This window comes from Dietzia sp. 2505, assembly GCF_040546785.1.
GTDB lineage: Bacteria > Actinomycetota > Actinomycetes > Mycobacteriales > Mycobacteriaceae > Dietzia.
On sequence record NZ_JBEPON010000004.1, the window covers coordinates 236645 to 258179 of the forward strand.

General features: G+C 71.5%; 20 protein-coding genes and 1 tRNA gene. 13 read left to right on the forward strand and 8 right to left on the reverse strand.

What is annotated here, in order from left to right; all coding sequences use genetic code 11:
- Window positions 1–44 precede the first annotated feature (44 nt).
- Window positions 45–1628, reverse strand: a complete 1584-nt coding sequence (locus ABIE38_RS10135; protein ID WP_354055896.1) for an adenylate/guanylate cyclase domain-containing protein — start codon at window positions 1626–1628, stop codon at window positions 45–47.
- Between the two features lie 72 nt (window positions 1629–1700).
- Between ABIE38_RS10135 and ABIE38_RS10140 the strand changes: the two genes are divergently transcribed.
- Both ABIE38_RS10140 and ABIE38_RS10145 read left to right on the forward strand, forming a co-directional pair.
- Window positions 1701–2912 carry a DNA polymerase III subunit delta' gene (locus tag ABIE38_RS10140; protein WP_354055898.1) on the forward strand — a complete coding sequence of 404 codons (1212 nt, stop codon included), beginning with the start codon at window positions 1701–1703 and terminating at the stop codon, window positions 2910–2912.
- A gap of 105 nt (window positions 2913–3017) precedes the next feature.
- A tRNA-Thr gene (locus tag ABIE38_RS10145) sits at window positions 3018–3090 on the forward strand.
- Between the two features lie 140 nt (window positions 3091–3230).
- On the opposite strand, the gene ABIE38_RS10150 is transcribed toward ABIE38_RS10145, so the two are convergent.
- On the reverse strand, window positions 3231–3836 hold the full coding sequence (locus tag ABIE38_RS10150) for a TetR/AcrR family transcriptional regulator (RefSeq protein ID WP_354055900.1): 606 nt from the start codon (window positions 3834–3836) through the stop codon (window positions 3231–3233).
- Window positions 3837–3882: 46 nt separating this feature from the next.
- On the opposite strand from ABIE38_RS10150, the gene ABIE38_RS10155 reads away from it, so the two are divergent.
- The 6 genes from ABIE38_RS10155 to ABIE38_RS10180 all read left to right on the forward strand — a co-directional run bounded on the left by ABIE38_RS10155 (window position 3883) and on the right by ABIE38_RS10180 (window position 10280).
- Complete coding sequence (locus ABIE38_RS10155) at window positions 3883–4707, forward strand: alpha/beta fold hydrolase (protein WP_354055902.1); 825 nt, start codon at window positions 3883–3885, stop codon at window positions 4705–4707.
- A gap of 143 nt (window positions 4708–4850) precedes the next feature.
- On the forward strand, window positions 4851–5654 hold the full coding sequence (locus tag ABIE38_RS10160; RefSeq protein ID WP_354055904.1) for a crotonase/enoyl-CoA hydratase family protein: 804 nt from the start codon (window positions 4851–4853) through the stop codon (window positions 5652–5654).
- 95 nt (window positions 5655–5749) lie between these two features.
- A complete protein-coding gene (locus ABIE38_RS10165; RefSeq protein ID WP_354055906.1) occupies window positions 5750–6922 on the forward strand; it encodes an acyl-CoA dehydrogenase family protein in 1173 nt (390 codons plus the stop codon).
- A 20-nt stretch (window positions 6923–6942) separates the two neighbouring features.
- On the forward strand, window positions 6943–8130 hold the full coding sequence (locus ABIE38_RS10170) for an acyl-CoA dehydrogenase family protein (RefSeq protein WP_502914769.1): 1188 nt from the start codon (window positions 6943–6945) through the stop codon (window positions 8128–8130).
- 100 nt (window positions 8131–8230) lie between these two features.
- The gene (locus ABIE38_RS10175) at window positions 8231–9373 is read left to right on the forward strand and encodes a CaiB/BaiF CoA transferase family protein (protein WP_354056100.1); all 1143 of its coding nucleotides are present in this window, start codon (window positions 8231–8233) and stop codon (window positions 9371–9373) included.
- Between the two features lie 55 nt (window positions 9374–9428).
- Window positions 9429–10280, forward strand: a complete 852-nt coding sequence (locus tag ABIE38_RS10180; RefSeq protein WP_354055908.1) for a DUF1542 domain-containing protein — start codon at window positions 9429–9431, stop codon at window positions 10278–10280.
- Between the two features lie 2 nt (window positions 10281–10282).
- Here ABIE38_RS10180 and ABIE38_RS10185 read toward each other — a convergent pair whose 3' ends face one another.
- Window positions 10283–11062 carry an HNH endonuclease family protein gene (locus ABIE38_RS10185; RefSeq protein WP_354055910.1) on the reverse strand — a complete coding sequence of 260 codons (780 nt, stop codon included), beginning with the start codon at window positions 11060–11062 and terminating at the stop codon, window positions 10283–10285.
- Between the two features lie 150 nt (window positions 11063–11212).
- Between ABIE38_RS10185 and ABIE38_RS10190 the strand changes: the two genes are divergently transcribed.
- From ABIE38_RS10190 to ABIE38_RS10200, 3 genes are all read left to right on the forward strand, one after another.
- On the forward strand, window positions 11213–13069 hold the full coding sequence (locus ABIE38_RS10190; protein ID WP_354055912.1) for a proline dehydrogenase family protein: 1857 nt from the start codon (window positions 11213–11215) through the stop codon (window positions 13067–13069).
- Window positions 13070–13146: 77 nt separating this feature from the next.
- Window positions 13147–15231, forward strand: coding sequence for a DUF6541 family protein (locus ABIE38_RS10195; protein ID WP_354055914.1), 2085 nt, complete (start codon window positions 13147–13149; stop codon window positions 15229–15231).
- 90 nt (window positions 15232–15321) lie between these two features.
- Window positions 15322–16260 carry an NAD-dependent epimerase/dehydratase family protein gene (locus ABIE38_RS10200; protein WP_354055916.1) on the forward strand — a complete coding sequence of 313 codons (939 nt, stop codon included), beginning with the start codon at window positions 15322–15324 and terminating at the stop codon, window positions 16258–16260.
- Here the strand turns inward: ABIE38_RS10200 and ABIE38_RS10205 are convergent.
- From ABIE38_RS10205 to ppgS, 5 genes are all read right to left on the reverse strand, one after another.
- Window positions 16250–16939 carry a hypothetical protein gene (locus ABIE38_RS10205; RefSeq protein ID WP_354055918.1) on the reverse strand — a complete coding sequence of 230 codons (690 nt, stop codon included), beginning with the start codon at window positions 16937–16939 and terminating at the stop codon, window positions 16250–16252. The genes ABIE38_RS10200 and ABIE38_RS10205 overlap by 11 nt on opposite strands.
- 11 nt (window positions 16940–16950) lie before the next feature.
- Window positions 16951–18591 (reverse strand): alpha/beta hydrolase, encoded by a 1641-nt coding sequence (locus tag ABIE38_RS10210; protein WP_354055920.1) that lies wholly within the window; start codon window positions 18589–18591, stop codon window positions 16951–16953.
- Entirely contained in the window at window positions 18588–18767 is a 180-nt protein-coding gene (locus ABIE38_RS10215) for a hypothetical protein (RefSeq protein WP_354055922.1), read from the reverse strand. The genes ABIE38_RS10210 and ABIE38_RS10215 overlap by 4 nt, the downstream gene beginning before the upstream one ends.
- Window positions 18768–18892: 125 nt before the next feature.
- Window positions 18893–19282 (reverse strand): DUF2304 domain-containing protein, encoded by a 390-nt coding sequence (locus ABIE38_RS10220; RefSeq protein WP_354055923.1) that lies wholly within the window; start codon window positions 19280–19282, stop codon window positions 18893–18895.
- Window positions 19279–20031: a polyprenyl-phospho-N-acetylgalactosaminyl synthase PpgS gene (gene ppgS, locus ABIE38_RS10225; protein ID WP_354055925.1), complete on the reverse strand. Its 753-nt coding sequence runs from the start codon at window positions 20029–20031 to the stop codon at window positions 19279–19281. Before ppgS ends, ABIE38_RS10220 begins: the two co-directional genes overlap by 4 nt.
- 62 nt (window positions 20032–20093) lie before the next feature.
- Between ppgS and ABIE38_RS10230 the strand changes: the two genes are divergently transcribed.
- Both ABIE38_RS10230 and ABIE38_RS10235 read left to right on the forward strand, forming a co-directional pair.
- Window positions 20094–20990 (forward strand): glycosyltransferase family 2 protein, encoded by an 897-nt coding sequence (locus tag ABIE38_RS10230; RefSeq protein WP_354055927.1) that lies wholly within the window; start codon window positions 20094–20096, stop codon window positions 20988–20990.
- 114 nt (window positions 20991–21104) lie between these two features.
- Window positions 21105–21452, forward strand: coding sequence for a hypothetical protein (locus ABIE38_RS10235; protein ID WP_354055928.1), 348 nt, complete (start codon window positions 21105–21107; stop codon window positions 21450–21452).
- The last annotated feature ends 83 nt before the right edge of the window (window positions 21453–21535 follow it).

Genomic DNA, 21535 nt, shown 5'->3' on the forward strand with positions numbered 1-21535 from the left:
CCGCGGTGGCGCTGCCCCAACGCCTGCGGGTGGGCGGGAGCTGCTCAGGTGTCGGCGGTGTCCAGGCCCTCGACGGTGGGGCGAAGCGCCACGTTCCCGGCCTGCCACCGGTCCGCGAGGGTCGGCCGGAGCGGTCGGGCGAGCTGCGTCATGATGCCGCGTCCACGGAGCTCGACGCTGCGGCCCAGCACCCATCTCGCCGCCTCGGGGGCGTCGGCGTTGCGGATCGCGGCAGCCGATGCCAGGACGTGGCCCTGCTCGGACTTGGCCAGGGTGGTCAGGCGTGCGGCCTCGTTGACCGGATCCCCGATCACGGTGTACTCGAAGCGCTTCGCGTGACCGATGTGCCCGGCGATCACGGTGCCGTAGGAGACCCCGATACCCGCCGACAGCGGGGAGAGTCCGGCGAGCTGACTCTGGAGGGCGCGGGCGGCACGGAGCGCCCGTCCGGCCTCGTTCTCGACCTCGATGGGCGCACCGAACACCGCGAGCAGCGCGTCACCCTGGAATTTGTTGATGTAACCGCCGTTGGTGTCGACGGCCTCCACCGCGATGCGGAAGAACTCGTTGAGCACGGCGACGACCTCGGCCGGCTCGTGGGCGGCGGCGAACTCCGTCGATCCGGTCAGGTCGACGAAGAGCACCGCGACCTGCCGCTCCTGGCCCCCGAGCTCCGTCCCTCGTTCGAGTGCGTGGCGCGCCACGTCCTCGCCGACGTAGCGGCCGAAGAGGTCCTGGATCGCCTCGCGCTCCTGCAGGCCGGTCACCATCTCGTTGAAGCCCTGGCCCAGTCGGCCGATCTCGGAACTGTCGTAGATGGTGACGCGGGCCTCCAGGTCGCCCTTCTTGACCCGACCGACGCCGGCCTGCATCTCGCGGACGGGGTCGGCGATGGAGTCCGAGACCAGGCCCATGCCGATCGCGCCGGCGATCACGGCGACGCTGGCCATCACCGCGAGCGCCACGAGGATGTGCCCGGGGTCGTCGCCGAACAGTCCGACCCACTGCCCGGTGAGGATCAGCAGGATCCCGGCGACGGGGATGACCGTGGTGAGCGCCCAGCCCAGGAAGATCCGTCGACGGACCCCCGGGACATGCCGGTTGGCCGGCACGCCCTGAGCGAGGGCGCGGACGGTGATCGGCCGCATGATCCGCTCGGCCTGGAGGTAGGAGATCAGGCAGGTGGTGGTCCCGCCGAGGATGCTCGTCACGCCCACCACGAGGGCGAGGCGGGGCGAGTGGGCCACGTTGGCGACGACAAAGACGACGGTGCCGATCAGCCACATGGCCCCGGAGATGAGCGCCTGGTGGAAGGGCAGTCGCAGGGCCCGGTTGCGGATCGCTCCGCCGAACTCCTCACCGGACCGGTCGACGCGGAGCACCGGCAGCAGGAGCAGGGTCGACGCGATGACCCCGCCGACGAACGCCAGCACCAGGTAGCCGATGAACAGGTATTGGTTGAGGAACCGGAACTGGTCCAGATCGAGGAAGCGGTCCATCGGGAGGACGAAGCGTAGGAACGCGAAGACGAAGACCGCGCCGATGATGTTGGCCTGCACCATCGTGAGGGCATAGACGGGCCAGGGGGTGGCCCACAGCCACCGGAACAGCCTGACCCAACGCTCCATTGGGTCAAGGGTAGTTCCCGGTGCTCGCCACGGGAACGCAGGTGTGACGTACTGCGGCGATATGGTGGGGCCATGCCAGGGGTGTTCGATCGGTTGGCCGGTCAGGCCGACGTCGTGGCGGAGCTGACCGCCGCGGCGTCGGCCGCGCGTGCGCGGGTACCTGGCCAGGGGTGGGACGAGTCGGACGCGCGGATGGTCCACGCGTGGCTGTTCACCGGTCCGCCGGGGAGCGGCCGGAGCGTCGCCGCCACGTGTTTCGCCGCCGCCTTGCAGTGCGAGCACCCGGAGATCGTGGGCTGCGGCGAGTGCCGGTCCTGCCACACCGTGCTGGCGGGGACCCACGCCGACGTGCATCTGCTGGCTCCGCAGGGGGTCAACATCCTTCTCAAGGACGTCAAGGAGACCATCCACCGCGCCGCCAGCCGCCCCAGCACCGGGCGCTGGCAGATCGTCGTGGTGGAGGAGGCCGATCGGCTCACCGAGCAGTCCGGAAACGCGCTGCTCAAGGTGGTGGAGGAGCCGCCGAGTCGCACGGTCTTCCTACTCTGCTCGCCCACGACCGACCCCATGGACATCATGGTCACCCTGCGGTCCAGGTCCAGGAATGTGGCCCTGCGCCAGCCGGACGCGGCCGCCGTGGAGAGCGCCCTCCTCGCCGGCGGTGGGATCGATCCAGAACGCGCGCGGTGGGCCGCGGCGGTCTCCTCCGGACACATCGGACGCGCCAGGTGGTTGGCCACCGACGAGGCCACCCGCGAGCGTCGGGACGTGGTGTTGGAACTTCCTATGGTCATGCACAACCCTGGCCGGGCATTCCCGCTGGCCGACCGGCTGGTCAGCGCCGCCGAGCAGGAGGCGCTCGCGCGCAACACCCGGAACGACGAGCGAGAGGTGGAGGAGCTGCGCACCGCGATGGGGGTGGGTGGCACCGGGAAGGGGGCGGTCGCGGCGGGTCGCGGCGCCGCGGGTGCGGTGAAGGAGTTGGAGAAGGCGCAGAAGTCGCGGCGGACCCGCTCCACCCGTGACTCGCTGGACCTCGCGTTGGTCGACCTGGCGGGCTTCTACCGGGACGCGCTCATGGCCGGACTCGGGGTCGCGGACGTCGCCCCGGTGCACCCGGACAAGGCCGAGGAGTCGGCGCGCCTCGGGGGGCACTATTCGCCGGCGTCCGTGTTGGCGGCCATCGAGGCGATTCAGGAGTGTCGCGCGGCCATCGAGGTCAACGTGAAACCGAAGTTCGCCGTGTCAGCGATGGTGGGGGCCATCCGGGAGGCGCTGGGGTGACGCGACGGGTGCGCCGACAGGGCCGGGGGGCAGTACGCGTGTGTACCGGGCGTTTTTCGACCGCGCGGGTCGGTCGTATATAGTTGCGGCGCCCCACAAGGGCTCGCCGCGTTAGCTCAGTCGGTAGAGCATTTCACTCGTAATGAAAAGGTCGTCGGTTCGATTCCGACACGCGGCTCAGATAGAAGAACGCCCCTGATCTCGGGAAACCGGGGTCGGGGGCGTTCTGTGTGGGGAGTGCGTCGTGTGCCCGAGTCGGATGCTTGATTCGCTGCGCTGGGTCCCTCGGGACCTTTCACGGGCCTCTCCCCGACGTGCTCAGCCACGCAGTTCCTCGGCGGCGTGGCGGATGAACCACCCCTCCCACTGCTGCGGAGTCCACCCCCGTTCTCGCGTCAGTCTCAACCACACCGACCTGCTCGTGAGCATCCACAGCGCGTCGACGACCGCATCGTCGGGAGGGGATCCGAGGATGAGGCCGGAGGCCCACCGCACTTCGTCCCACCGGGTGCGTTCTCTTTCCGTCAGTCGCACGGCGGCGACGTCATCGACGACCGCGGCCTCGTCGAGTACGTGCTGGATGGTGGCCGATCGCTCGTGAGCCCCGCGTAGCCAGCTCGCGCCGGCGGCGAGCCGGTCCCCGATAGACCCCTCGCCCATCTTGATGTAGTCGGGCAATTCGCGGACAGGCGAGTCCGCACCGTCGGACAACGCCAGGTCTATGCACGCGTCGAGCAGCGTGAGTTTGCCGTCGAACTGCTGGTAGACGGTCTGCCGGGAGAGTCCGGCGGCGGAGGCGACGTCGGACATCGTCGTCGTCACCCATCCCCGCTCGACGAACATCCTCCGCGCCACGTCCACCACCACTGCCCGGTTGAGGCGAGCACGCTCCGCACGGAGGTCCGAAGAGTAGGTCCTGGCCATGAACCGAGTCTAGACAGAATTGATTTTACAGAGTGTAATGTCAATTATGGATTCGGGATTCGTTGAGACGCGGCTCGGGCGACTGCACGTCGACGTGGTCGGAGAGGGTCCGCCTCTCGTGTTGTGGCACAGCATGTTCGTCGACTCGGCCAGTTGGAACAGACTGGTTCCGCTGCTGAAGGGCGCCCACCGCCTCCACCTGATCGACGCGCCGTCCTGCGGGAGGAGCGACCCGTTGACCGAGGCGACGACCATCTCCGCGTGCGCGGACGCCGCGATCGAGGTGCTGGAGCACATCCGCTCGTCGTCAGGGCAGGCCGGGATCGACTGGCTGGGCAACGCGTGGGGTGGCCACGTCGGCCTGGAGGTGGCTGCGCGCAGGCCCGACCTCATCCGCAGTCTGGTCGCCGTCAGCGCACCGACTCATCCGATCGATCGAGCTCTCCGCCGCAAGGTCCGGATGCTGGTCCCGCTCTATCGGCTGATCGGCCCCCACGGACCGGTGAGGTCCGCCATCGAGGAGACCCTCTTCACGGATCGCACCCGTGCACACGACCGTGAGGCCGTCGGCCTCCTGCGCGACTCGCTCGACCGGGCGGGGCGTACGGCGACGATCAGAGCGATCGAGACCGCGATCCTCAACCGCACCGACCTGCGCCGCGCGGCTCTCGCGGTGACCTGCCCGGTTCTGTTCGTCACCACCGACGACCGCGGCGAGTGGACGCCGGAGCAGGCCCGCGCGGTCGCCACCGACATGGTCGACGCACGTGAGAGCACGGTCCGCGGAGCACGGGTGATACCCGCGCTGGAGCAGCCCGAGGCGACATCCCGGGTACTGAGCGAGTTCTGGGCGGGGCTGATGCGCCGCTGATCCTCATCAGTGGAGTGGAGCAGCCCGGGGCGACGACGGCGAGGTCGCGCCGTTGCGGAAGTGTGCGGCATCGGGGCATTGGTGGTGACGCGGCCACCCGCTTGGCTACCGTTGGGCTGCGACCCCCTCTACAGGAAGTGCCCATGACCTCTCAGCCCCTGATAGTCGAGCGAGCCGACCACATCGAGACGTGGACGCTCAACCTGCCGGAATCCCGCAACGCCATCTCCGACCCGGCGATCGTCGACGCACTGTGCGCCCGGGTGGCGGAGGTCAATGCTGATCACGAGGTCAGGGCCGTGGTCCTCACCGGCGCGGGGTCGGCGTTCTCCGCCGGCGGCAACGTCAAGGACATGGTCGACAGGGCCGGGATGTTCGGTGGCAGTCCCTACGAGCTCCGCGACGGTTACCGCTCCGGTATCCAGCGGATCCCGCGGGCGCTGTACCACTGCGAGGTGCCGGTGATCGCGGCGGTGAACGGTCCGGCCGTCGGTGCGGGGTGCGACCTGGCGGTGATGTGCGATCTGCGGGTGGCCTCGACGACGGCGTGGTTCGCGGAGAGCTTCGTGCAGCTCGGGATCATCCCGGGCGACGGCGGCGCGTGGCTGCTGACCAAGGCGATCGGCCCGGCTCGAGCGGCGGAGATGGCGCTCACCGGTGACCGGGTCAAGGCCGAGCAGGCCGCGGCGTGGGGCCTGGTCAACGAGGTCGTGGAGCCCGAGGAGCTGCTCCCGGCAGCCCGGGCACTGGCCGGCCGGGTGGCCAAGAACCCGCCGCACGCGGTCCGGATGGCCAAGCGTCTGCTCCGCGAGTCCCAGCACCAGTCACTCGAGTCACTGCTCGAGCTCTCGGCGGCGATGCAGGCACTCGCACACCACACCGCCGACCACCGCGAGGCGCTCACCGCGTTCGGGGAGAAGCGCGCGGGGGAGTACGAGGGGCGCTGACCCGGTGACTCGCTGAGCTGACCCGCTGACCCATTGACCGCTGCCCGGCTGAACCGCCGTCACGACCACCGCCAGGCCTGCCCCAAGGAGCACCGATGACGTCTGCACTCGTCCCACCGACCACTCTGGCTTCGGCGGGGATGGATGCGCTGCGGGCTGAGGTCCGGGCGTTCCTGTCGGCGGAGATCGCCGCCGGGCGGCTGACGCCGTGGATCGACACGTGGCTGACCCGGTGGGATGAGGACTTCACCCGTAGGCTCGCCGAGCAGGGGTGGGTGGGGATGACGGTCCCGACCGAGTACGGCGGGCGGGGGCGCACGCACCTGGAGCGCTTTGTCGTCACCGAGGAACTCCTCGCGGTCGGGGCGCCCGTCGCCGCGCAGTGGGTCGCGGACCGGCAGATCGCCCCCTCGCTGCTGCGGTACGGGACCGAGGAGCAGAAGCGCGAGTTCCTGCCGCGGATCGCCGCGGGGGAGTGCTGTTTCGGTATCGGTATGAGCGAGCCGGATTCCGGGTCGGACCTGGCCAGCGTGCGGACGAAGGGCGTCCGGGTCGACGGGGGCTGGGAGATCACCGGCACGAAGGTGTGGACCTCCGGGGCCCAGCACGCGGAGGCGTTCATCGCACTGGCCCGCACCGAACCGCTGGACACCTCGGACCGTCACGCGGGGCTGAGCCAGTTCATCGTCGACCTGCGTGGCGAGGGTGTGACCATCCGCCCGATCGTGTCTCTGTCGGGTGACCAACATTTCAACGAGGTGGTACTCGACGAGGTGTTCGTCCCGGATTCCCGCGTGTTCGGCACCCTGGGCGAGGGGTGGGATCAGGTCAACTCCGAGTTGGCCTTCGAGCGCAGCGGGCCCGAACGGTTCCTGTCGTCCTTCCGCCTGCTCGCCGCCGAGATCGGGGCCGTCTGCGAGGGGCGGTTGCCCGCCCGCACGGATCTGGGCCGCTCGGTCGCGAGAATGGCGGGCCTGCACGCCCTGAGTCAGAACATCGCCGGGGCCCTGCAGCGCGGCGAGCCGGCGGACAACGCCGCAGCGCTGGTCAAACTCCTGGGCACCACCACCGAGGGCGACATCGTCGATGAGGTCTCGGCCCGGCTCGGTGACGAATTCACACCCGGTGACGCAGGCGGGGCTCCGGCCGCGTCCGAACTCACCGATCTCCTGCGTGCCGGACTGCACCAGCGGCCCGGCTTCACCCTGCGGGGCGGGACCAACGAGATTCTGCGCGGCGTGATCGCGCGGGGACTGGGGATGCGATGAACGCCGGGACCGGGCATGCGATGAACGCGGGGGCGGGGGACGCGAAGCCGACGGACACCGGGACCCGCGAAGGCGGCGAGAGCGTCGGTCTCGAGATCGACCAGGACCTCGAGTCGATGATGGCCGACGTGCTGGCGCAGTTCTCCGGCCCCACCGCCCGGCCCGACGCGACGATCGTGTGGCAGGCCCTCTCGGAGGTGGGGATCGGCCGACTCACGGCCCCCGAGGACACCGGGGGCAGCGGCGCGGGGTGGGCCGAGGCCGCCACCTTGGTGCGCTTGTCCGCCGCCGCCGGGGTCGCGGTCCCGTATGCGGAGACGGACCTGGTCGCAGGGCCCCTGCGCCGCGCGGCGGGCCTGGACGACTCGGCCACCGGAACGGCGACCCTGGCCGTTCTCGGGCCCGATGGTCGCGCGCGTCGTGTGGCCTGGGCCGGGGCGACCGACACCGTCCTTCTCGTGCGCAGGTCCGCAGCAGCCGACGATGCCGTGCCGCGGTACGAGGTCGCGGACATCGACACCGGCCACGTGGAGATCACGGCCGGCGACGGTGTCTCCGCCGTGCCGCTCGGGGACGTCGTCCCGCCCGAGGGCGCGGGGTGGACCGAGGTCGAGTCGGCCGCCGTGGAGGCGGCGGTGCTGCGCGGCGCGCTCGCTCGGGCGGTGCAGTGCGTGGGGGCCCTGGAGGGGATGCTGGAGTCGGCGATCGCCCACTCGACCGACCGCACCCAGTTCGGTCGGGCACTGGCCAGGTTCCAGTCCGTGCAGAACCTGGTGGTGGACATCGCCGCCGAGACCGTCCTGGCCCGCGCCGCGGTCGACCAGGCCGTCGCCGACGCCATGGCCACCGACCTCACCGGGCCGCTGTCGGGTTTCCGGGTGGCCGTGGCCCGCAGTGTGGCCTCTCAGGCCGTCGCGGTCGCCGTCCGCAACGCCCACCAGGTCCACGGGGCCATCGGCACCACGTACGAACACACCCTGCACCGCCTCACGCTGCCCGCTCTGCAGTGGCGCGGTGAATTCGGATCGGCGGCCTTCTGGGAATCCCTGCTCACGGACGCCGCGGTCGCCGGAGGGATGGACGGCGCATGGCCCATGGTCGTCCAGGGCGCGGCCGTCGAGGGCGCCGCCGCCACGTGGCTCGACCTGGTCACCCTCGGCAGGGTCGGTGGCGACGGTGGGGGCCCCGGCCGTGCACCGGGAGACTGAGCCCGTGACCGAGCCGCACCCGACCGAGCCGCACCCGAACGAGCCGCACCCGACCGAGTCACCACAGGCCGAGCCACCACGGACCGGTGCCCTCACCGACATCCGCGTCGTGGATCTGGCCCGGGTCCTCGCCGGACCGCTGTGCGGTCAGATGCTGGCCGACCACGGCGCGGACGTGATCAAGGTCGAACCGCCGGGCGGGGACGAGACCCGTGGCTGGGGGCCACCGTTCGTGCGGGATGACCACAGCGCGTACTTCGACGGGCTCAACCGGAACAAACGGCACATCAGCCTGGACCTGCGCAGTGACAAGGGGCGGGAGGTCCTGGAGAAGCTGCTCGACGACGCCGACGTGCTCATCGAGAACTTCAAGGCCGGCACCCTGGAGAAGTGGGGATTCGGTGACGGCGAGCTCGCCGAGCGCTTCCCACGACTGGTCCACTGCCGCATCACCGGCTACGGGGTCGACGGACCGCTCGGAGGCGCACCCGGGTACGACGCGGTCCTCCAGGGACTCTCGGGGCTGATGAGCATCAACGGCGAGCCCGACGGGGCGGCAATGCGGATCGGGATCCCGCTGGTGGACATCGTCACCAGCCTCAACGCGATGAGTGGCATCCTCATGGCGCTGCACGTGCGGACCACGACCGGGCGCGGCCAGCTCGTCGATCTGGCCCTGCTCGACAACGCGGTGTCGATCCTGCACCCGCACGCCGGCACGTGGTTCGCCACGGGCGAGGCCCCGGTGCGCACCGGGGTGGCGCACCCGACCATCTGTCCGTACGAGACCTTCACCTGCTCCGACGGACCGTTCTTCATCGGCGCCGGAAACGATCGTCAGTTCCGGGCGCTGGCGGAGGCGTTGGACGCGCCCGCACTGGTCGACGACCCCCGCTTCCTCACGAACCCGGACCGTCTGGCCCACTCGGAGGAGCTGCGCGCGATCCTCGGGGGTCTCGTCGCAGGTCTCCGTCGTGACGACCTGACGGATCGACTCCGCGCGGTCGGGGTGCCCTCCGGGGCGGTGAACCACGTGGGTGAGGCGTTGTCCATGCCCCAGGTGCTGCATCGCGAGATGGTCGTCGAGCGCGACGGGTACCGCGGTGTCGGAATCCCGATCAAGCTGTCCGACACCCCGGGATCCGTGCGGTTCGGTCCCCGACCCCACGGTGCGGACACCGAGTCCGTGCTGTCGGAACTGGGGGTCGATCGGACCGCGCCCACCGAGCCCGGCGGACGCTGACCGGCGGGACACAATCTCGGTACGCTGGTGAAGTAGTACCGAGAAAGGTCGATCCGTGGAATTCCTCCTCATCGCCGCAGTGATCGCCGTTGCTGTCGCCGTGGTCTCCCGCAGCCAGAACAAGGGCCAGACCCAGCTGGAAATGCAGCACAACCGCCATATCGAGGACTATCGCGCCGAGGCCGCGCGCTGGGTCGAACGGCTCGGCGGTCAGGTGTTCAACCTCGACGGCACCGACGAGGCGTCCAAGCAGGCGATGGCGGACGCCTCCGAGCGCTACACCGCGGCCGTGACGGAGCTGGAGAACGCGCGCACGCCTGTCCAGACAGAGCTCGCGAAGGACACCGCCCTTGAGGGTCTCTACTACGTGCGGGCCGCGCGTTCGGCGATGGGGCTGGACCCCGGTCCGGAGCTGCCCACGACCGAAGGACAGCAACGTGCCGGCCGGGTGACCGAGGACCGGACCGTCGAGGTCGAGGGCCGCACGATGACCGCGGCGACCGAGCCCAGTGACAAGACCCCGCACTACTACCCGGGCGGTGTGGTGGCCGGCCGACCGGTGCCCGCCGGGTGGTACTCGGAGCCGTGGTGGGCCTCCGCCCTGGCCACGGGCATGTGGATGATGGGCTCGATGATGATGTTCAACATGATGTTCGCCGGCATGGCGGGCGTCGGCTACTCCGGCGAAGACTTCGCAGCCGGGGTCGGCGAGGGGGGCGCGGACGTCAGCGACATGGGCGGCGGCGACGTGGGTGGCGGCGAGGGCGGCGACGGCTTCTTCGACGGCGGGCTCATGGGCGGGGACGGCGGCGGCGGCGACGGCGGCGGGTTCTTCGACGGCGGCCTGTTCGGCGGCGACGGCGGAGGCGGCGGTGGCTTCTTCGACGGTGGCCTCTTCGACTTCTGAGCTCAACCGCAGCCGGCCAGGACCCGCTCCATCGCCTCGTGCTCGGCCGGGGTCACCCAGAGTCCGTAGCGCTCCTTGACCAGGATCTGCCGCGAGATCAGGGGACAGCGGAACTCCCGTCGCGGGGGCAGCCAGGTGGCCGCGTCACCGTCGCTCTTGCTCTGGTTGGCGTGACCCGCCACCGCCAACAGGTTGAGCGGATCGTTGGCGAAGTCGCGCCGCTGGTCAGGGGTGAGCTGCTGGGCGCCCTTCTGCCACGCGTCCGAGAGGGCCACCACGTGGTCGATCTGCACCGCCGACGAGGTGTCCTGACCCCGCACGAACTCGATCCGCTCCCCGGTATACGGCCCGTACAGCACCCCGGTGAGCACCACACAGTCCCGGGTCCCCGGTCGCACCGTGATGTCCTGCAGGTCGCGACGCAGGATGTCGTTGCGCGTGTCGCACCCGTTGCGTCCGAACTCCACCGAGACGTCGTCGGACCACGCCTGTCCGAACAGGTCACGGTCGTATCCCGTCTTGGGCGCGCGTCCCTTGATCTCCAGCTGGGGTAGGGCCACCCGTGCGGCCGCGACCATGGGATCACCCGACGGGACGGCCTCGGTCGACGCCGGCTCGGGAGGCGCGGGTTCGGGGACGGGCGGGGCTGCCGGATCCGACATCGGGGGAGGGGGCGGTGGCGCGAGCGACGACGACGAGACGGGCATCCCGACTCCGCCGCCCATCTCCTGCTCGACATCCGCGCACCGGCCCAACCCCGCCAAGACGAGGACCGCCAACACCGAGACCACTGTGACGCGAGTGGTTCGAGTTGATCGAGTTCCCCGAGTTCTTCGTGCGTTCGAAGTGGCTCGGGAGGTCCGTGATGCCATGCACGCACCCTAGCGACACCGTCCGACACCGCGACCCCCCGTCCGGTTACGCTGGCGCCGATGCCGTCCGACGCCGACACCCAGCCGAGAGCCCACGACCCGGTGAACTCCGGGCCGCAGCGGCGGGATCCCGGCGAGGCGGCCCGCACGGCGCCCCGCGTGGTGGCGGCGTGCGTGGTGATCATCGTGGTCTTCACGGCGCTCCGGACCTGGGTGGCGGCCGCGGGCTGGTTCTACTGGGACGACCTGATCCTGCACGGCAGGGCCGCCGCGCACCGGCTCCCGGACCCGGGGCTGCTGCTCTCCGACCACGACGGCCACCTGATGCCCGGAGGGATGGCGCTGGCGTGGGTCGCGGCCCACACGGCCCCGCTCGACTTCCGTGTCCCGCTGGTGCAGATCGCGGCACTGCAACTCCTCGCCGGCGCGGCGCTCGCCCGGATGGTGTGGGTGCTGCTGCGGGGGCGGCCGGTGCTGCTGGTCCCGCTCGCCGCGACGCTCGCGATCCCCCTCGGTCTGCCGGCCGCCACCTGGTGGGCGGCCGCTCTCAACGCGCTGCCGCTCACCGCGGCGATGGCGTGGTCGGTGGCCTCGACGATCCGGCTGGCCGAGACGGGACGCCGACGGCACGCGGTGGGCGCGGTCCTGGCCACCGCGGTCGGCCTGCTGTTCGTGGAGAAGGCCGTCCTCGTTCCGGTGGTCGCGGCCGCCGTCCTGGCGGGCTGGTGGTGGGTCGGCCGGAGTGGGTCGGTGACCCCGGTTGTCATCTGGCGGCGGACGCGGATGGCCTGGGCTGCCCAGGGGGCCGTGCTCGTGGTGTGGGCGACGGTGTTCCTCGTCGTCGTCGGTCGTCTCGGTGGTCGGGGGTCGTTCGGTGAGGTCGAGGGCACGCGCCCGGGGTTCCCGGACCTCGTCGACCACACCTACAGACTGGCCGTCATCCCGACGTTGGGAGGTGGCCCGTGGCGGTGGGACCGGTGGCACCCGGGGCCGCCGATGGCGGACCCGCCGGTCGCCGCCGTGCTCCTCGGTGTCCTCGCGTGTGCCGGGGTGCTGGCGTGGTCTCTCGCCACCCGTCGGCGCACCGGGGCGCTCTGGGCGGTGGTCGCGCTGTACCCGCTGCTCTCCGTGGTGCTGGTCGCCGTGGGGAGGGCAGGCCCGGACACCGCGGCGGAGATCGTCCAGACCCTCCGGTATCACGCCGAGTTCCCGCTGGTCCTGGGCGCCGCCGCGGCACTGGCGCTGTCGGCGCCACGACGGGATACCTCCGCGACCGGACGCAGGATGGTGTCGGCGGGCGTGGTGGCGCTCATCGTGCTGCTCGCCTCGTCGGTGGCCTCGACTCTCACCTACCGGACGACGTGGGCCGAACAACCCTCCCGCGACTACGCCCTCCCGCTGCTCGAGACCCTGCGTGAGCGGAGCGCCCCGCTGCTCGACCAGGATCTCCCGCTCGAGGTCCTCCTCCCGGTCACCGCACCGTCACACCGGCTCTCGTCGTTGCTCGCGGGTGTACCCGGGATCCCACCGGTGGCCGGGTGGACCACTGATCCGGTCCTGATCGACGCCCTCGGCACCCTTCATCCGGCCGAGGTCGCGGCGCTCCGGACGATCCCCCAGGGGCCCGAGCCCGACTGCGGCTACCGGGTCTCCGGGGGCGGTGCCCGGATCCCGCTCGACGGCCCCCTGATCGACCGGGACTGGCTCGTCCAGCTCAATCTCTTCGCCGACGCGGACGGCGAGGTGGACGTCCGCCTCGACCAGGGCGCCGAGGTGACGGTGCCGGTGTCGGCGGGCCTGGGAACGGTCGTCGTCAGGGTCGAGGGAGGGGGAACGGGGCTGACCGTCTCCCCACGCGAAGGAGTCTCGGAGCTGTGCATCGGCAGCGGACCGGTCGGAGTCCTCGTCCCGCGCTGAGGGCCGCGGAGCGGGTGGACCATAATGGTCGGATCGGATGAGTACGACAGGGACGGAGGCGGGTCATCGACATCGCGATGGTCATGCTGACCCTCATCGCACTCCTCGTGGTCCCCGGGCTGATCGTGGGACTGGCCGCACGGCTCCCGCTCCGGCTGGCGGTGGGCACGTCGATCCCCGTGTCCGCGGGGATCGTCACGATCGCCACCTATGCGTACGGCCGGTCGGGTGTGCCGTGGTCGCTGGGCGCGTACGCGGTCGCCACGGCGGTCACCGCGGTGATCGTCGGGCTGGTGGGGTTGCTCATCTCCGGATCGCTGTGGTTCTGGCGTCGCCGTCGCGGGCGGGTGGGGGAGAGCCCGCGCGCCCGCCGCTCGTGGTGGTGGCTGCTGCCGGCCGCATCGATCCCGGTGAGCGCGTGGCTGATCGGGCAGATGATCCTCACCGAGCTCTCGGCCACCCCGGGCGGCACCGGCAACGTCTTCCAGGGCTGGGATGCCCACTGGCACGCCAACTACATCCGGTTCATCCACGACACGGGCCTGGCGTCCCCCGACCAGGCGGGCGAGCTGCGGTTCCCGGAGAACGGGGCCACCCTCTACTACCCGAGCACCTGGCACGCGGTCGCCGCCCTGGTCATGGGGCTACGCGGCATCGGGGCGGTCGAGACCTACAACCTGGTGCAGATCGGCGCCATGGCGATCGCGTTCCCGCTCGGTGTGGCCGCGCTCGCCTGGCTCATCACCCACCGGCGTTTCTCCCGACCGGCCGCCGCCACGTCGGCCGCGGTCGCGGCCCTGGCCACCCCGCTCTTCCCCGGGTTGCCGTTCGTCGAGGTCATGGTGGCCGCGACCCCCTCCGGCGTGGCGAGCGGGCTGGCGGGCCTGGTGGCCGCGGTCGTGGTGGCCGCGCTGGCCGACCGACGTCTCGTGCCCGCCGCCGCCCTCGGCCTGGTCGGCGTCGGGGGCATCCACCCGTCGGCCATGGTGACCGCCGCGGTGTTCGTGCTGTTCTGGTGGTTGTTCGAGGGTCTGTGGCGCCCGGTCCGGGGCCGGCTGCGGGACTTCGTCGTCCTGGCCGGGATCGGCCTGGCGGGTGTGCTCACGCTGCTGCCCCAGGTCCTCACCGTCTCCGAGGACGCGGACGAGATCTCGGCGTTCGAGTTCGAGATCAACGCCGACCGGGCGGCCGTCTGGGGTCGGGCCCTGGCGCTCCAGGTGCGGCACGTGCAGGACTGGGGAGTGCGCTGGGTGTTGCTGGCCCTCGCGGTGCTGGGGGTGATCGTCATGCTCCGCCGCCTCGTGCTGTGGCCGCTCCTGCTCTGGGGCGGGGTGCTCGTGGTGTGCGTCAACTCCATGAGCACGTTCGGCAACTGGACCGGCGGCGCCCTCCGCGGGATCGGGAGCATCTACTACAACGACCCGCGCCGGATCGGGGTGCTCCTTGCGGTCCTCGTGGCGGCCGCCGTCGGCGTGGGCGTGGGGGTGACCGTCCAGGCCCTGGCGGGGTGGACGGCCCGGTTGATCGACCCGATCACCGACCCGCGGGGGACCGGTGCGGCGGGCCTGCGGGTCGCGGTAGCGCTGGGCGCGCTGGTGGCCACCGGGTCGTGGGTGGTCCAGGCCTCGCCCGAGTACGCCGCGGCGGCGGGCGCGAACCAACGGGCGGGCCGGATGGTCGACAGTCACGATCTGCGGGCCTTCGAATGGCTCTCCGAGCAGCCGCAGGCGTACTCGGGACTCATCTACACCAACCCGGACGAGGGGTCGGGGTGGATGTACGCCACCGACGGTCTGCCCTCGACCGCACGCCACTACCTCCAGTCGGGGCCAACCGCCCCGCTCACCCACTTCCTGCTGCGCTCCATGGACCGGGCGGGGACCGACCCGCGTGTCGACGACGCGCTCGACGAACTCGGCGTGACCTACGTGTACGTCAGCCCCCCGAACTACTGGGGATTCCAGAAGCCCAATGAGAACCTGCTCCGGCTCGACCAGACCCCCGGCCTGGTCAAGGTTTACTCGGACTCCCAGGTGCGGATCTTCGCCGTCCGCGCCGCCTTCACCGAGGCCGAGCTGGAGCGGATCCGGTCCGACTCGCCGTTCCCGCCCGAGAAGCGGACCCCGCTGACCCGCGCCACCGCGCTGTACGGCCGGGAGTGAGCGACCCGACCCGGGACGGGTCGTATCCTGGGGGCTGTCGTCCGACAGGGCGTCGCGGCGGGATCGCCGCGCATCGGGAGGGGATCTCCAATGAGGGCACTCGTGACGGGTGGGGCCGGGTTCATCGGGTCGACGCTGGTGGACCGCCTGCTGTCCGAGGGACACGAGGTGACGGTCGTGGACGACCTGTCACGGGGCCGGCTGGAGAACCTCACGAGCGCCCGCGAGGCCGGTTCGCGGTTCACCTTCCGTCAGCTGGGCCTGACCGACCCCGTGATCGGGGACCTGATGGCGGACCTCGCCCCGGAGGTCGTGTTCCACCTGGCCGCGCAGATCGACGTCCGCCTGTCGGTGGAGGACCCGGTCCGCGACGCCGAGGTCAACGTGGTGGGCACCGTCCGGCTTGCCGAGGCCGCCCGACGGGCAGGGGTGCGGCGGATCGTCTTCACCTCCTCGGGGGGATCGATCTACGGACCCGTCACCGAGCTGCCGGTGGCCGAGTCACGGCCGGTGGACCCGATGAGCCCGTACGCGGCGGGCAAGGTCGCGGGCGAGGTCTACCTCGAGATGTTCGCCAAGCTCTACGGCATCGAGTGGGCGGGCGTCGCCCCGGCCAACGTGTACGGACCACGCCAGGACCCGCACGGTGAGGCCGGGGTGGTGGCGATCTTCGCCCAGCGACTGCTCGCGGGGGATCCGACCCGGGTCTTCGGGGACGGGGGCAACACCCGGGACTACGTGTTCGTCGACGACGTGGTCGACGCCTTCGTCCGTGCCGCGACCGTTCCGGCCGCCGCCGGGTTGCGCTTCAACGTGGGCACCGGCGTCGAGACCAGCGATCGCGAGCTGCACACGCTGGTGGCCGCGGCCGCGGGATCGGGGGACGACCCCGAGTACGCCCCCGCCCGACTCGGTGACGTCGCGCGGTCCGCGCTGGACGCCGGTCGCGCCGCCGAGGTGCTCGGCTGGACGCCGCGGGTGACGATCACCGAGGGCGTCGCCCGCACCGTGGACTATTTCAGGGCGTGAGCCCGGGCCCCTCGGCCGCCGCGCCGGTCGCGGTCTCGGCCGCGGGCGCCTGCCGCGCCGCGTCCGGCTGCGGAACGACGGGCTGCGGCAGGAACGGGCGGACCAGGTCGATGAGCCCCGGTAGGACTCCTCCCGGCGCGGGGGCGGGTTCGACCGGTTGGGTGATCTCCTGTTCCGAGGGCTCCCCGGTGGCGTCCCCGGTGGTCGTGTCGGTGGCGCCGCCTGCGGTGGCGGGGGTCGCCTGCGCGGCGACGGGGGTCGGCGCGGGCGCCTGACCGACCGGTCGCGGGGCGACCGCCACTGAAGTGGCGGACCGCGGCGCGGGGGCCGGGGTCCGCTCGACCGCCACCGTCGACGGCCCGGTCTCGGTCCCGGCCCCGGCCCCGGCGCCCACCGCGGGCTCGGGGTTCTCGGCGGGGGACCCGGTGGAGGTCTCGGTCGGCTCGGGAGTTCCGCTCCCGGCGTCCGGGTCGGAGGTGGTCGCGGCGACGGGCTCCGGTGAGGCCAAGGCGGTCTGGGCGGAGGTGACCTGCTCGCGTGCCCGCTCGACCGCCTGTGCGCTGCGGTGCGAGTCGTACCAGAGCCCTGTCGAGATCAGGCCGACGGAGACCACGCCGAGCGCACCCATCCCCAGAGCGGTGGCAGAGGGGCGGGAGAACCTGGTGTCGAGCGGAGCCATGGGCCCCAGTATCAGGCACCCCCGGTGTCGGCGACAACCCCGCGCTTCGCCGCGCGTGTCGAGAGCGGAACCGGGACAAGGCGTTCCGGTGCCTCCCAGACGACCTCCGCGTCGCCGTACGGGTCGTCGGCCCGTCGGAGCCACAACCCGGTGACGTGACGCCACACGGTGGGCAGGACCCGACCGTCGTCGCCCGGTCGGACACCCGTGTGCCGCGCACGGATCCCGCGGTCGCGCCAGAGCGGGACCAGGCCGCCGAGCATCACGCCGAGCATGGCGTCGAACGCGCCGCAGCCCCGGTCGAACACCCCGCCGTGTCCTCGCGTGCCGTAGACGGGGGTGCCGTCGGCGAAGTACCCGGTGTCGAGGCGGGTGGCGCTGTCGGCCAGGTCGGAGGTGGACCACCTCCACCGCAGGCCGGACCTGATCTGCAGCAGCTCGACCGGGTCCCCGGGGGCGGTGAACGAGAACCTGCGCACCGGGCCGGGGGACCGCCAGTCGGCCGGCCCGGACACGCCCACCCCGAGGTCCGGGGACTCGGCGTAGATCACCCGGTCGGCGCGCAGGCCCAGCCGCTCGGCGGTCCCGACGATGCGCCCGCCGTAGGAGTGGCCCACCACGGTCAGCGCGGCGCCCGGGCACTCGATCTCGATCACCCGGTCCACCTCCAGGCAGAACCGGACCAGGCGGGGCGCCATCGCCTCGGCGTAGCGCGGGTCACCGGCGTCGGCCATGATGTCCTGCGGGAACTCGCCGTCCAGGAACGCCACCACGGCCAGCCGGCCACCGCCGGCCTCGACCAGGTCCACGGCGACGTCGGTGTTGACGTGCGACATGTCGAGATTGGTGCCCGTGCCGGGAACGTAGACCGCGACCGCCTCGGTGTGCGGACCGAGGTCCCCCACCACCTCGATCATCCGCCCGCCCCGGAGCGGGGAGAACCCCACGAACGACCGACGACGACGAGGTGCCCGTCGAGCCATGGTCTCCAGTCGCCCGATCCGCGGGCTCCACGGTGTCCCGGCCAGCTGTTCGCGGTGCAGCGCACGGCGCACCAGGACGGAGTTCGCGCGCGCACGCACCGCCCACGGCACGCCGTAGGTCCCGCCGACGGCGTCGGGCTCGGTCAGCGCGAGCAGGCGCCGGTCGGCTGTGCTCATGTGCTCGATGCTGGAGTACACCTGATCCGGCGTGGCCCCCGCCCAGGCCGCGACGGTGGCCCGGGTGTCGAGGGTCCCGGAACCGGACTTCTCCGCGACACCCACCTCGCCCGCGGCGCCCGCCACCCCGGCGACGCCCGTCCCGGCCATCCGGGACAGGTCGTTGAGTGCGTTGTCGACGGCCCGGTCCAGCGAGGCACGCAGGCGGTCCCGCTCCTCGACGGGCACCGGGTCCGGGCCGTCGAGGTCGTCCCAGATGTCCTCGGCGAGCTCGACGAGCCTGTAGACACCCGCCAGGAGTTCGTCCACTCCTCTGACCTCGCCGTCGACCGCCTCGGCCAGGGCGGTCAGGGCGGGCGAGCGGGTGGGGGACGACGCGAGCGCGTCCCGCGCCGTGGTGAGGGCGTCACGCGCCGCCACCAGCCGGGCCGCCAGCTCGAGAAGCGACCGCACCTGCCCGGGCGGCGGGTTCTCCGGCCGGGCTCCGGTCACCTGGGTCGCCGCGCCTCTTGGGTCTCGGCCAGTTCCCGGACGGCCCGCGCGGCCGCGGCGTCGGATGTCGTGCCGTCCGCCAGTGACCGGGCGATCTCGTGCAGTCGGGTGACCCTGGCGAGGGCGGGGGCCAGGAGGTCGCTCACCTCGTCGTCGTCGAGCCGGGTTCTCGCCACCTCGAGCCGGCGCGCGAGCCGGCCCGCCTCGGCGCGAACCTCCGAGCCCTGAACTTCCGAGCCACGTACCTCCGAGCCACGTACCTCCGAGCCACATACCTCCGCGCGGGGGGTCGACCGCCCGGTCACCGTCGCGGGCGGTCGTCGTCGTCCGCGGCGGGCATCACCGCGGTCGCGTGGGGCTCGTCCTCCGGCCGCACCGCGTTCTGCAGCGCGATGGACCGGGCCAGCCTGGCGTAGCGCAGTTCCTGCTCGCGGAAGCGCACGTACGTGGAGACGGTGACGAAGGCGAAGCCCATGACCAGTGCGTACAGCACCAGGTCCGTGCCGCGCTGCACGCCCAGCGCGTTGGCCACCACGGTGAGATCGTCCGGGCGCATCACGGCATAGACCATGAACACCACAAACAACACGAAGCCGATCTTGACCCCGGCCTTGGCCCGCGCCTTGCGCCGGTTGGCCAGGAAGAACGCCACCAGCGCGGCGCCGGCGAGCAGCAGCAGTGCCTTGATCATCGCGGCAACCTCTTTCCCACGAAGCCGTCGGAGAGGATGTTGATCCCGTTGAGCAGCGACTGCCCCTTCGACATGGAGTACTCGGTGTAGAGGATGTCGACGGGCTGCTCGGCCACGCGCCACCCACGGCTGTCCATCAGTTCCACGAACTCGCTGGCGTGACTCATGCCGTTCATGCGCAGGTTGAGGTCGTCGGCGACGCGCCGGTTGAACACCCGCAGTCCGTTGTGGGCGTCCGTCAGGCCGAGCCTGCGGGTGCGTGGGCTGAGCATGACGACGGTCTTGAGGACGATCCGCTTGATCAGCGGCACCTGGTCGCCCTCGCGGCGTGGGCGACCGAATCGGGTCCCCACCACGATGTCCACGGGCTCACTGCGCAGCCGCTCGACCATCGCGAGGACGTCCTTGACCTGGTGTTGGCCGTCGGCGTCGAAGGTGACGAAGTAGCGGGCGCCGGGTTGCGCGCGGGCGTACTCGACACCGGTCTGGATGGCGGCCCCCTGCCCGAGGTTGACCGGGTGCCTGACCAGGTGTGCGCCCGCACGGTGGATCGCCGCCGCGGAGTCGTCGGTCGAGCCGTCGTCCACGGCCACGATGTTGGGGAACGTCTTGCGTGCGGTGCCGAGGACGTCCTCGATCACGGTGCCCTCGTTGAAGCAGGGGACGACCAGCCAGACGTCACGGTTGCCTACGGGGCCGCCCCCGGCCGTACCGGAGGGTCCTGGGAGTCGCTCACTGTCACTGCTCATCGCCGGTCGATACTATGCGATCGAACGGAAAACCCTGTGACGAGAAGGACGGCGGTTCCCCGATGGCCATCGATGTGATGCTCCCCTACTACGGGGATGTCGGCCACTTCAAGAAGGCTGTGGACAGTGTCCTCTTTCAGAGTTACACCGACTTCCGTCTGGTCGTGGTGGACGACGGCTACCCGGACCCGGAGCCGGCCCGCTATATGGGGGAGATCACCGCGCGCGACGAGCGTGTGACCTACGAGAAGAACGAGACCAACCTCGGGGCCAACGGCAACTACCGCAAGTGCCTGGAGATGGTCACGGCGCCGATCGTCGTGGTGATGGGCGCCGACGACGTCATGCTGCCCAACTACCTGCAGGTGGTGGCGGACGGTTTCGCGGCCGTTCCCGACGCCGCCGTGATGGAGGTCGGCGTCAGCGTCATCGATGAGCACGGTGCCCCCGTGCGGCCCCTGTCCGACACCGTCAAGGCGTTCACCTCGCCCAAGGCCGACGGTCGCACGGTCTTGCACGGCGAGAAGCTCATGACCTCGCTGATGCACGGGAACTGGACCTATTTCCCGTCGCTGGCGTGGAGTTCCGAGTGGATCCGCCGCATCGGGTTCCGCGAGGGACTCGACGTGGTGCAGGACCTGGCGCTGTTGGTCGACGTGATCACCGGTGGCGGACACATGGTCTACGACCCGACCCTGGCGTTCCTCTACCGCCGGCACTCCGCCTCCGACTCGTCCGTACGCGCGCTCGACGGCCGCCGCTTCGACGAGGAGGCCCGCTTCTTCGCCGGTGAGGCCGACGCGTTCGCCGCCCGGGGCTGGAAGAGCGCCGAGCGGGCCGCGCGTCTGCACCTGACCTCGCGGTTCAACGCGCTGTCGCTGTTGCCGACCGCTGCCCGGGCGGGCAAGTTCGCCGAGGGCGGCAAGCGGCTGCTCGGTCACAGCTTCCGGAAGTTCTGACCGCCCGCGCCCGCTGTGGTCGCACTCACCGTGCTCGCGGTCGCACCTGCCGAGGCGAATCGCGCCCAGCGCCGCGGTGAGTGCAACCAGTAGAGACCAGGGGGGAGGGCCCACATGATCCCCGAGGCGTGGATCCCGCACCGCCGTGAGGACGGCGAACTGATCGGCTGGATCGACATGACCACCGCCGAGCCGCTGCTCGTGCCGATCGACCGGCTCGGCCGCCCGCTCGACCCGGTCGACGACTGGCACAGGGCGGAGGACGTACTCGAGGGGATCGGTCTGCGGTTCCTCATGGAGCGTTTCCTGTTCCACGAGAACGGCCGCGACGCCGTGGTGCGGATCTCCCACCTCTACGAGGACCGGATCGTGTTGTCCACCGCGCTCACGGACGCGATCGAGGAGGTCGGCCGCGAGATCGTGGTGCCGTTCCCGGCGCCGGCGACGCTGCGCCCCGCCTGACCCGCACCGGCGACGCTGCGCCCCGACTGACGGCTCAGCCGGACGCTGCGTCCAGCCTCACCTGCGCCCCGCCTGCGCACCGG

What these genes read in the sequence shown, in the direction of transcription:
- ppgS (WP_354055925.1), bottom strand. Translation starts at nt 20,031, where the DNA reads ATGAGCAGTGACAGTGAGCGACTCCCAGGACCCTCCGGTACGGCCGGG.
- ABIE38_RS10205 (WP_354055918.1), bottom strand. Translation starts at nt 16,939, where the DNA reads ATGGCTCCGCTCGACACCAGGTTCTCCCGCCCCTCTGCCACCGCTCTG.
- ABIE38_RS10190 (WP_354055912.1), top strand. Translation starts at nt 11,213, where the DNA reads ATGCCGTCCGACGCCGACACCCAGCCGAGAGCCCACGACCCGGTGAAC.
- ABIE38_RS10135 (WP_354055896.1), bottom strand. Translation starts at nt 1,628, where the DNA reads ATGGAGCGTTGGGTCAGGCTGTTCCGGTGGCTGTGGGCCACCCCCTGG.
- ABIE38_RS10165 (WP_354055906.1), top strand. Translation starts at nt 5,750, where the DNA reads ATGACGTCTGCACTCGTCCCACCGACCACTCTGGCTTCGGCGGGGATG.
- ABIE38_RS10220 (WP_354055923.1), bottom strand. Translation starts at nt 19,282, where the DNA reads ATGATCAAGGCACTGCTGCTGCTCGCCGGCGCCGCGCTGGTGGCGTTC.
- ABIE38_RS10235 (WP_354055928.1), top strand. Translation starts at nt 21,105, where the DNA reads ATGATCCCCGAGGCGTGGATCCCGCACCGCCGTGAGGACGGCGAACTG.
- ABIE38_RS10140 (WP_354055898.1), top strand. Translation starts at nt 1,701, where the DNA reads ATGCCAGGGGTGTTCGATCGGTTGGCCGGTCAGGCCGACGTCGTGGCG.
- ABIE38_RS10150 (WP_354055900.1), bottom strand. Translation starts at nt 3,836, where the DNA reads ATGGCCAGGACCTACTCTTCGGACCTCCGTGCGGAGCGTGCTCGCCTC.
- ABIE38_RS10200 (WP_354055916.1), top strand. Translation starts at nt 15,322, where the DNA reads ATGAGGGCACTCGTGACGGGTGGGGCCGGGTTCATCGGGTCGACGCTG.
- ABIE38_RS10230 (WP_354055927.1), top strand. Translation starts at nt 20,094, where the DNA reads ATGGCCATCGATGTGATGCTCCCCTACTACGGGGATGTCGGCCACTTC.
- ABIE38_RS10170 (WP_502914769.1), top strand. Translation starts at nt 6,943, where the DNA reads ATGAACGCGGGGGCGGGGGACGCGAAGCCGACGGACACCGGGACCCGC.
- ABIE38_RS10155 (WP_354055902.1), top strand. Translation starts at nt 3,883, where the DNA reads ATGGATTCGGGATTCGTTGAGACGCGGCTCGGGCGACTGCACGTCGAC.
- ABIE38_RS10195 (WP_354055914.1), top strand. Translation starts at nt 13,147, where the DNA reads ATGGTCATGCTGACCCTCATCGCACTCCTCGTGGTCCCCGGGCTGATC.
- ABIE38_RS10160 (WP_354055904.1), top strand. Translation starts at nt 4,851, where the DNA reads ATGACCTCTCAGCCCCTGATAGTCGAGCGAGCCGACCACATCGAGACG.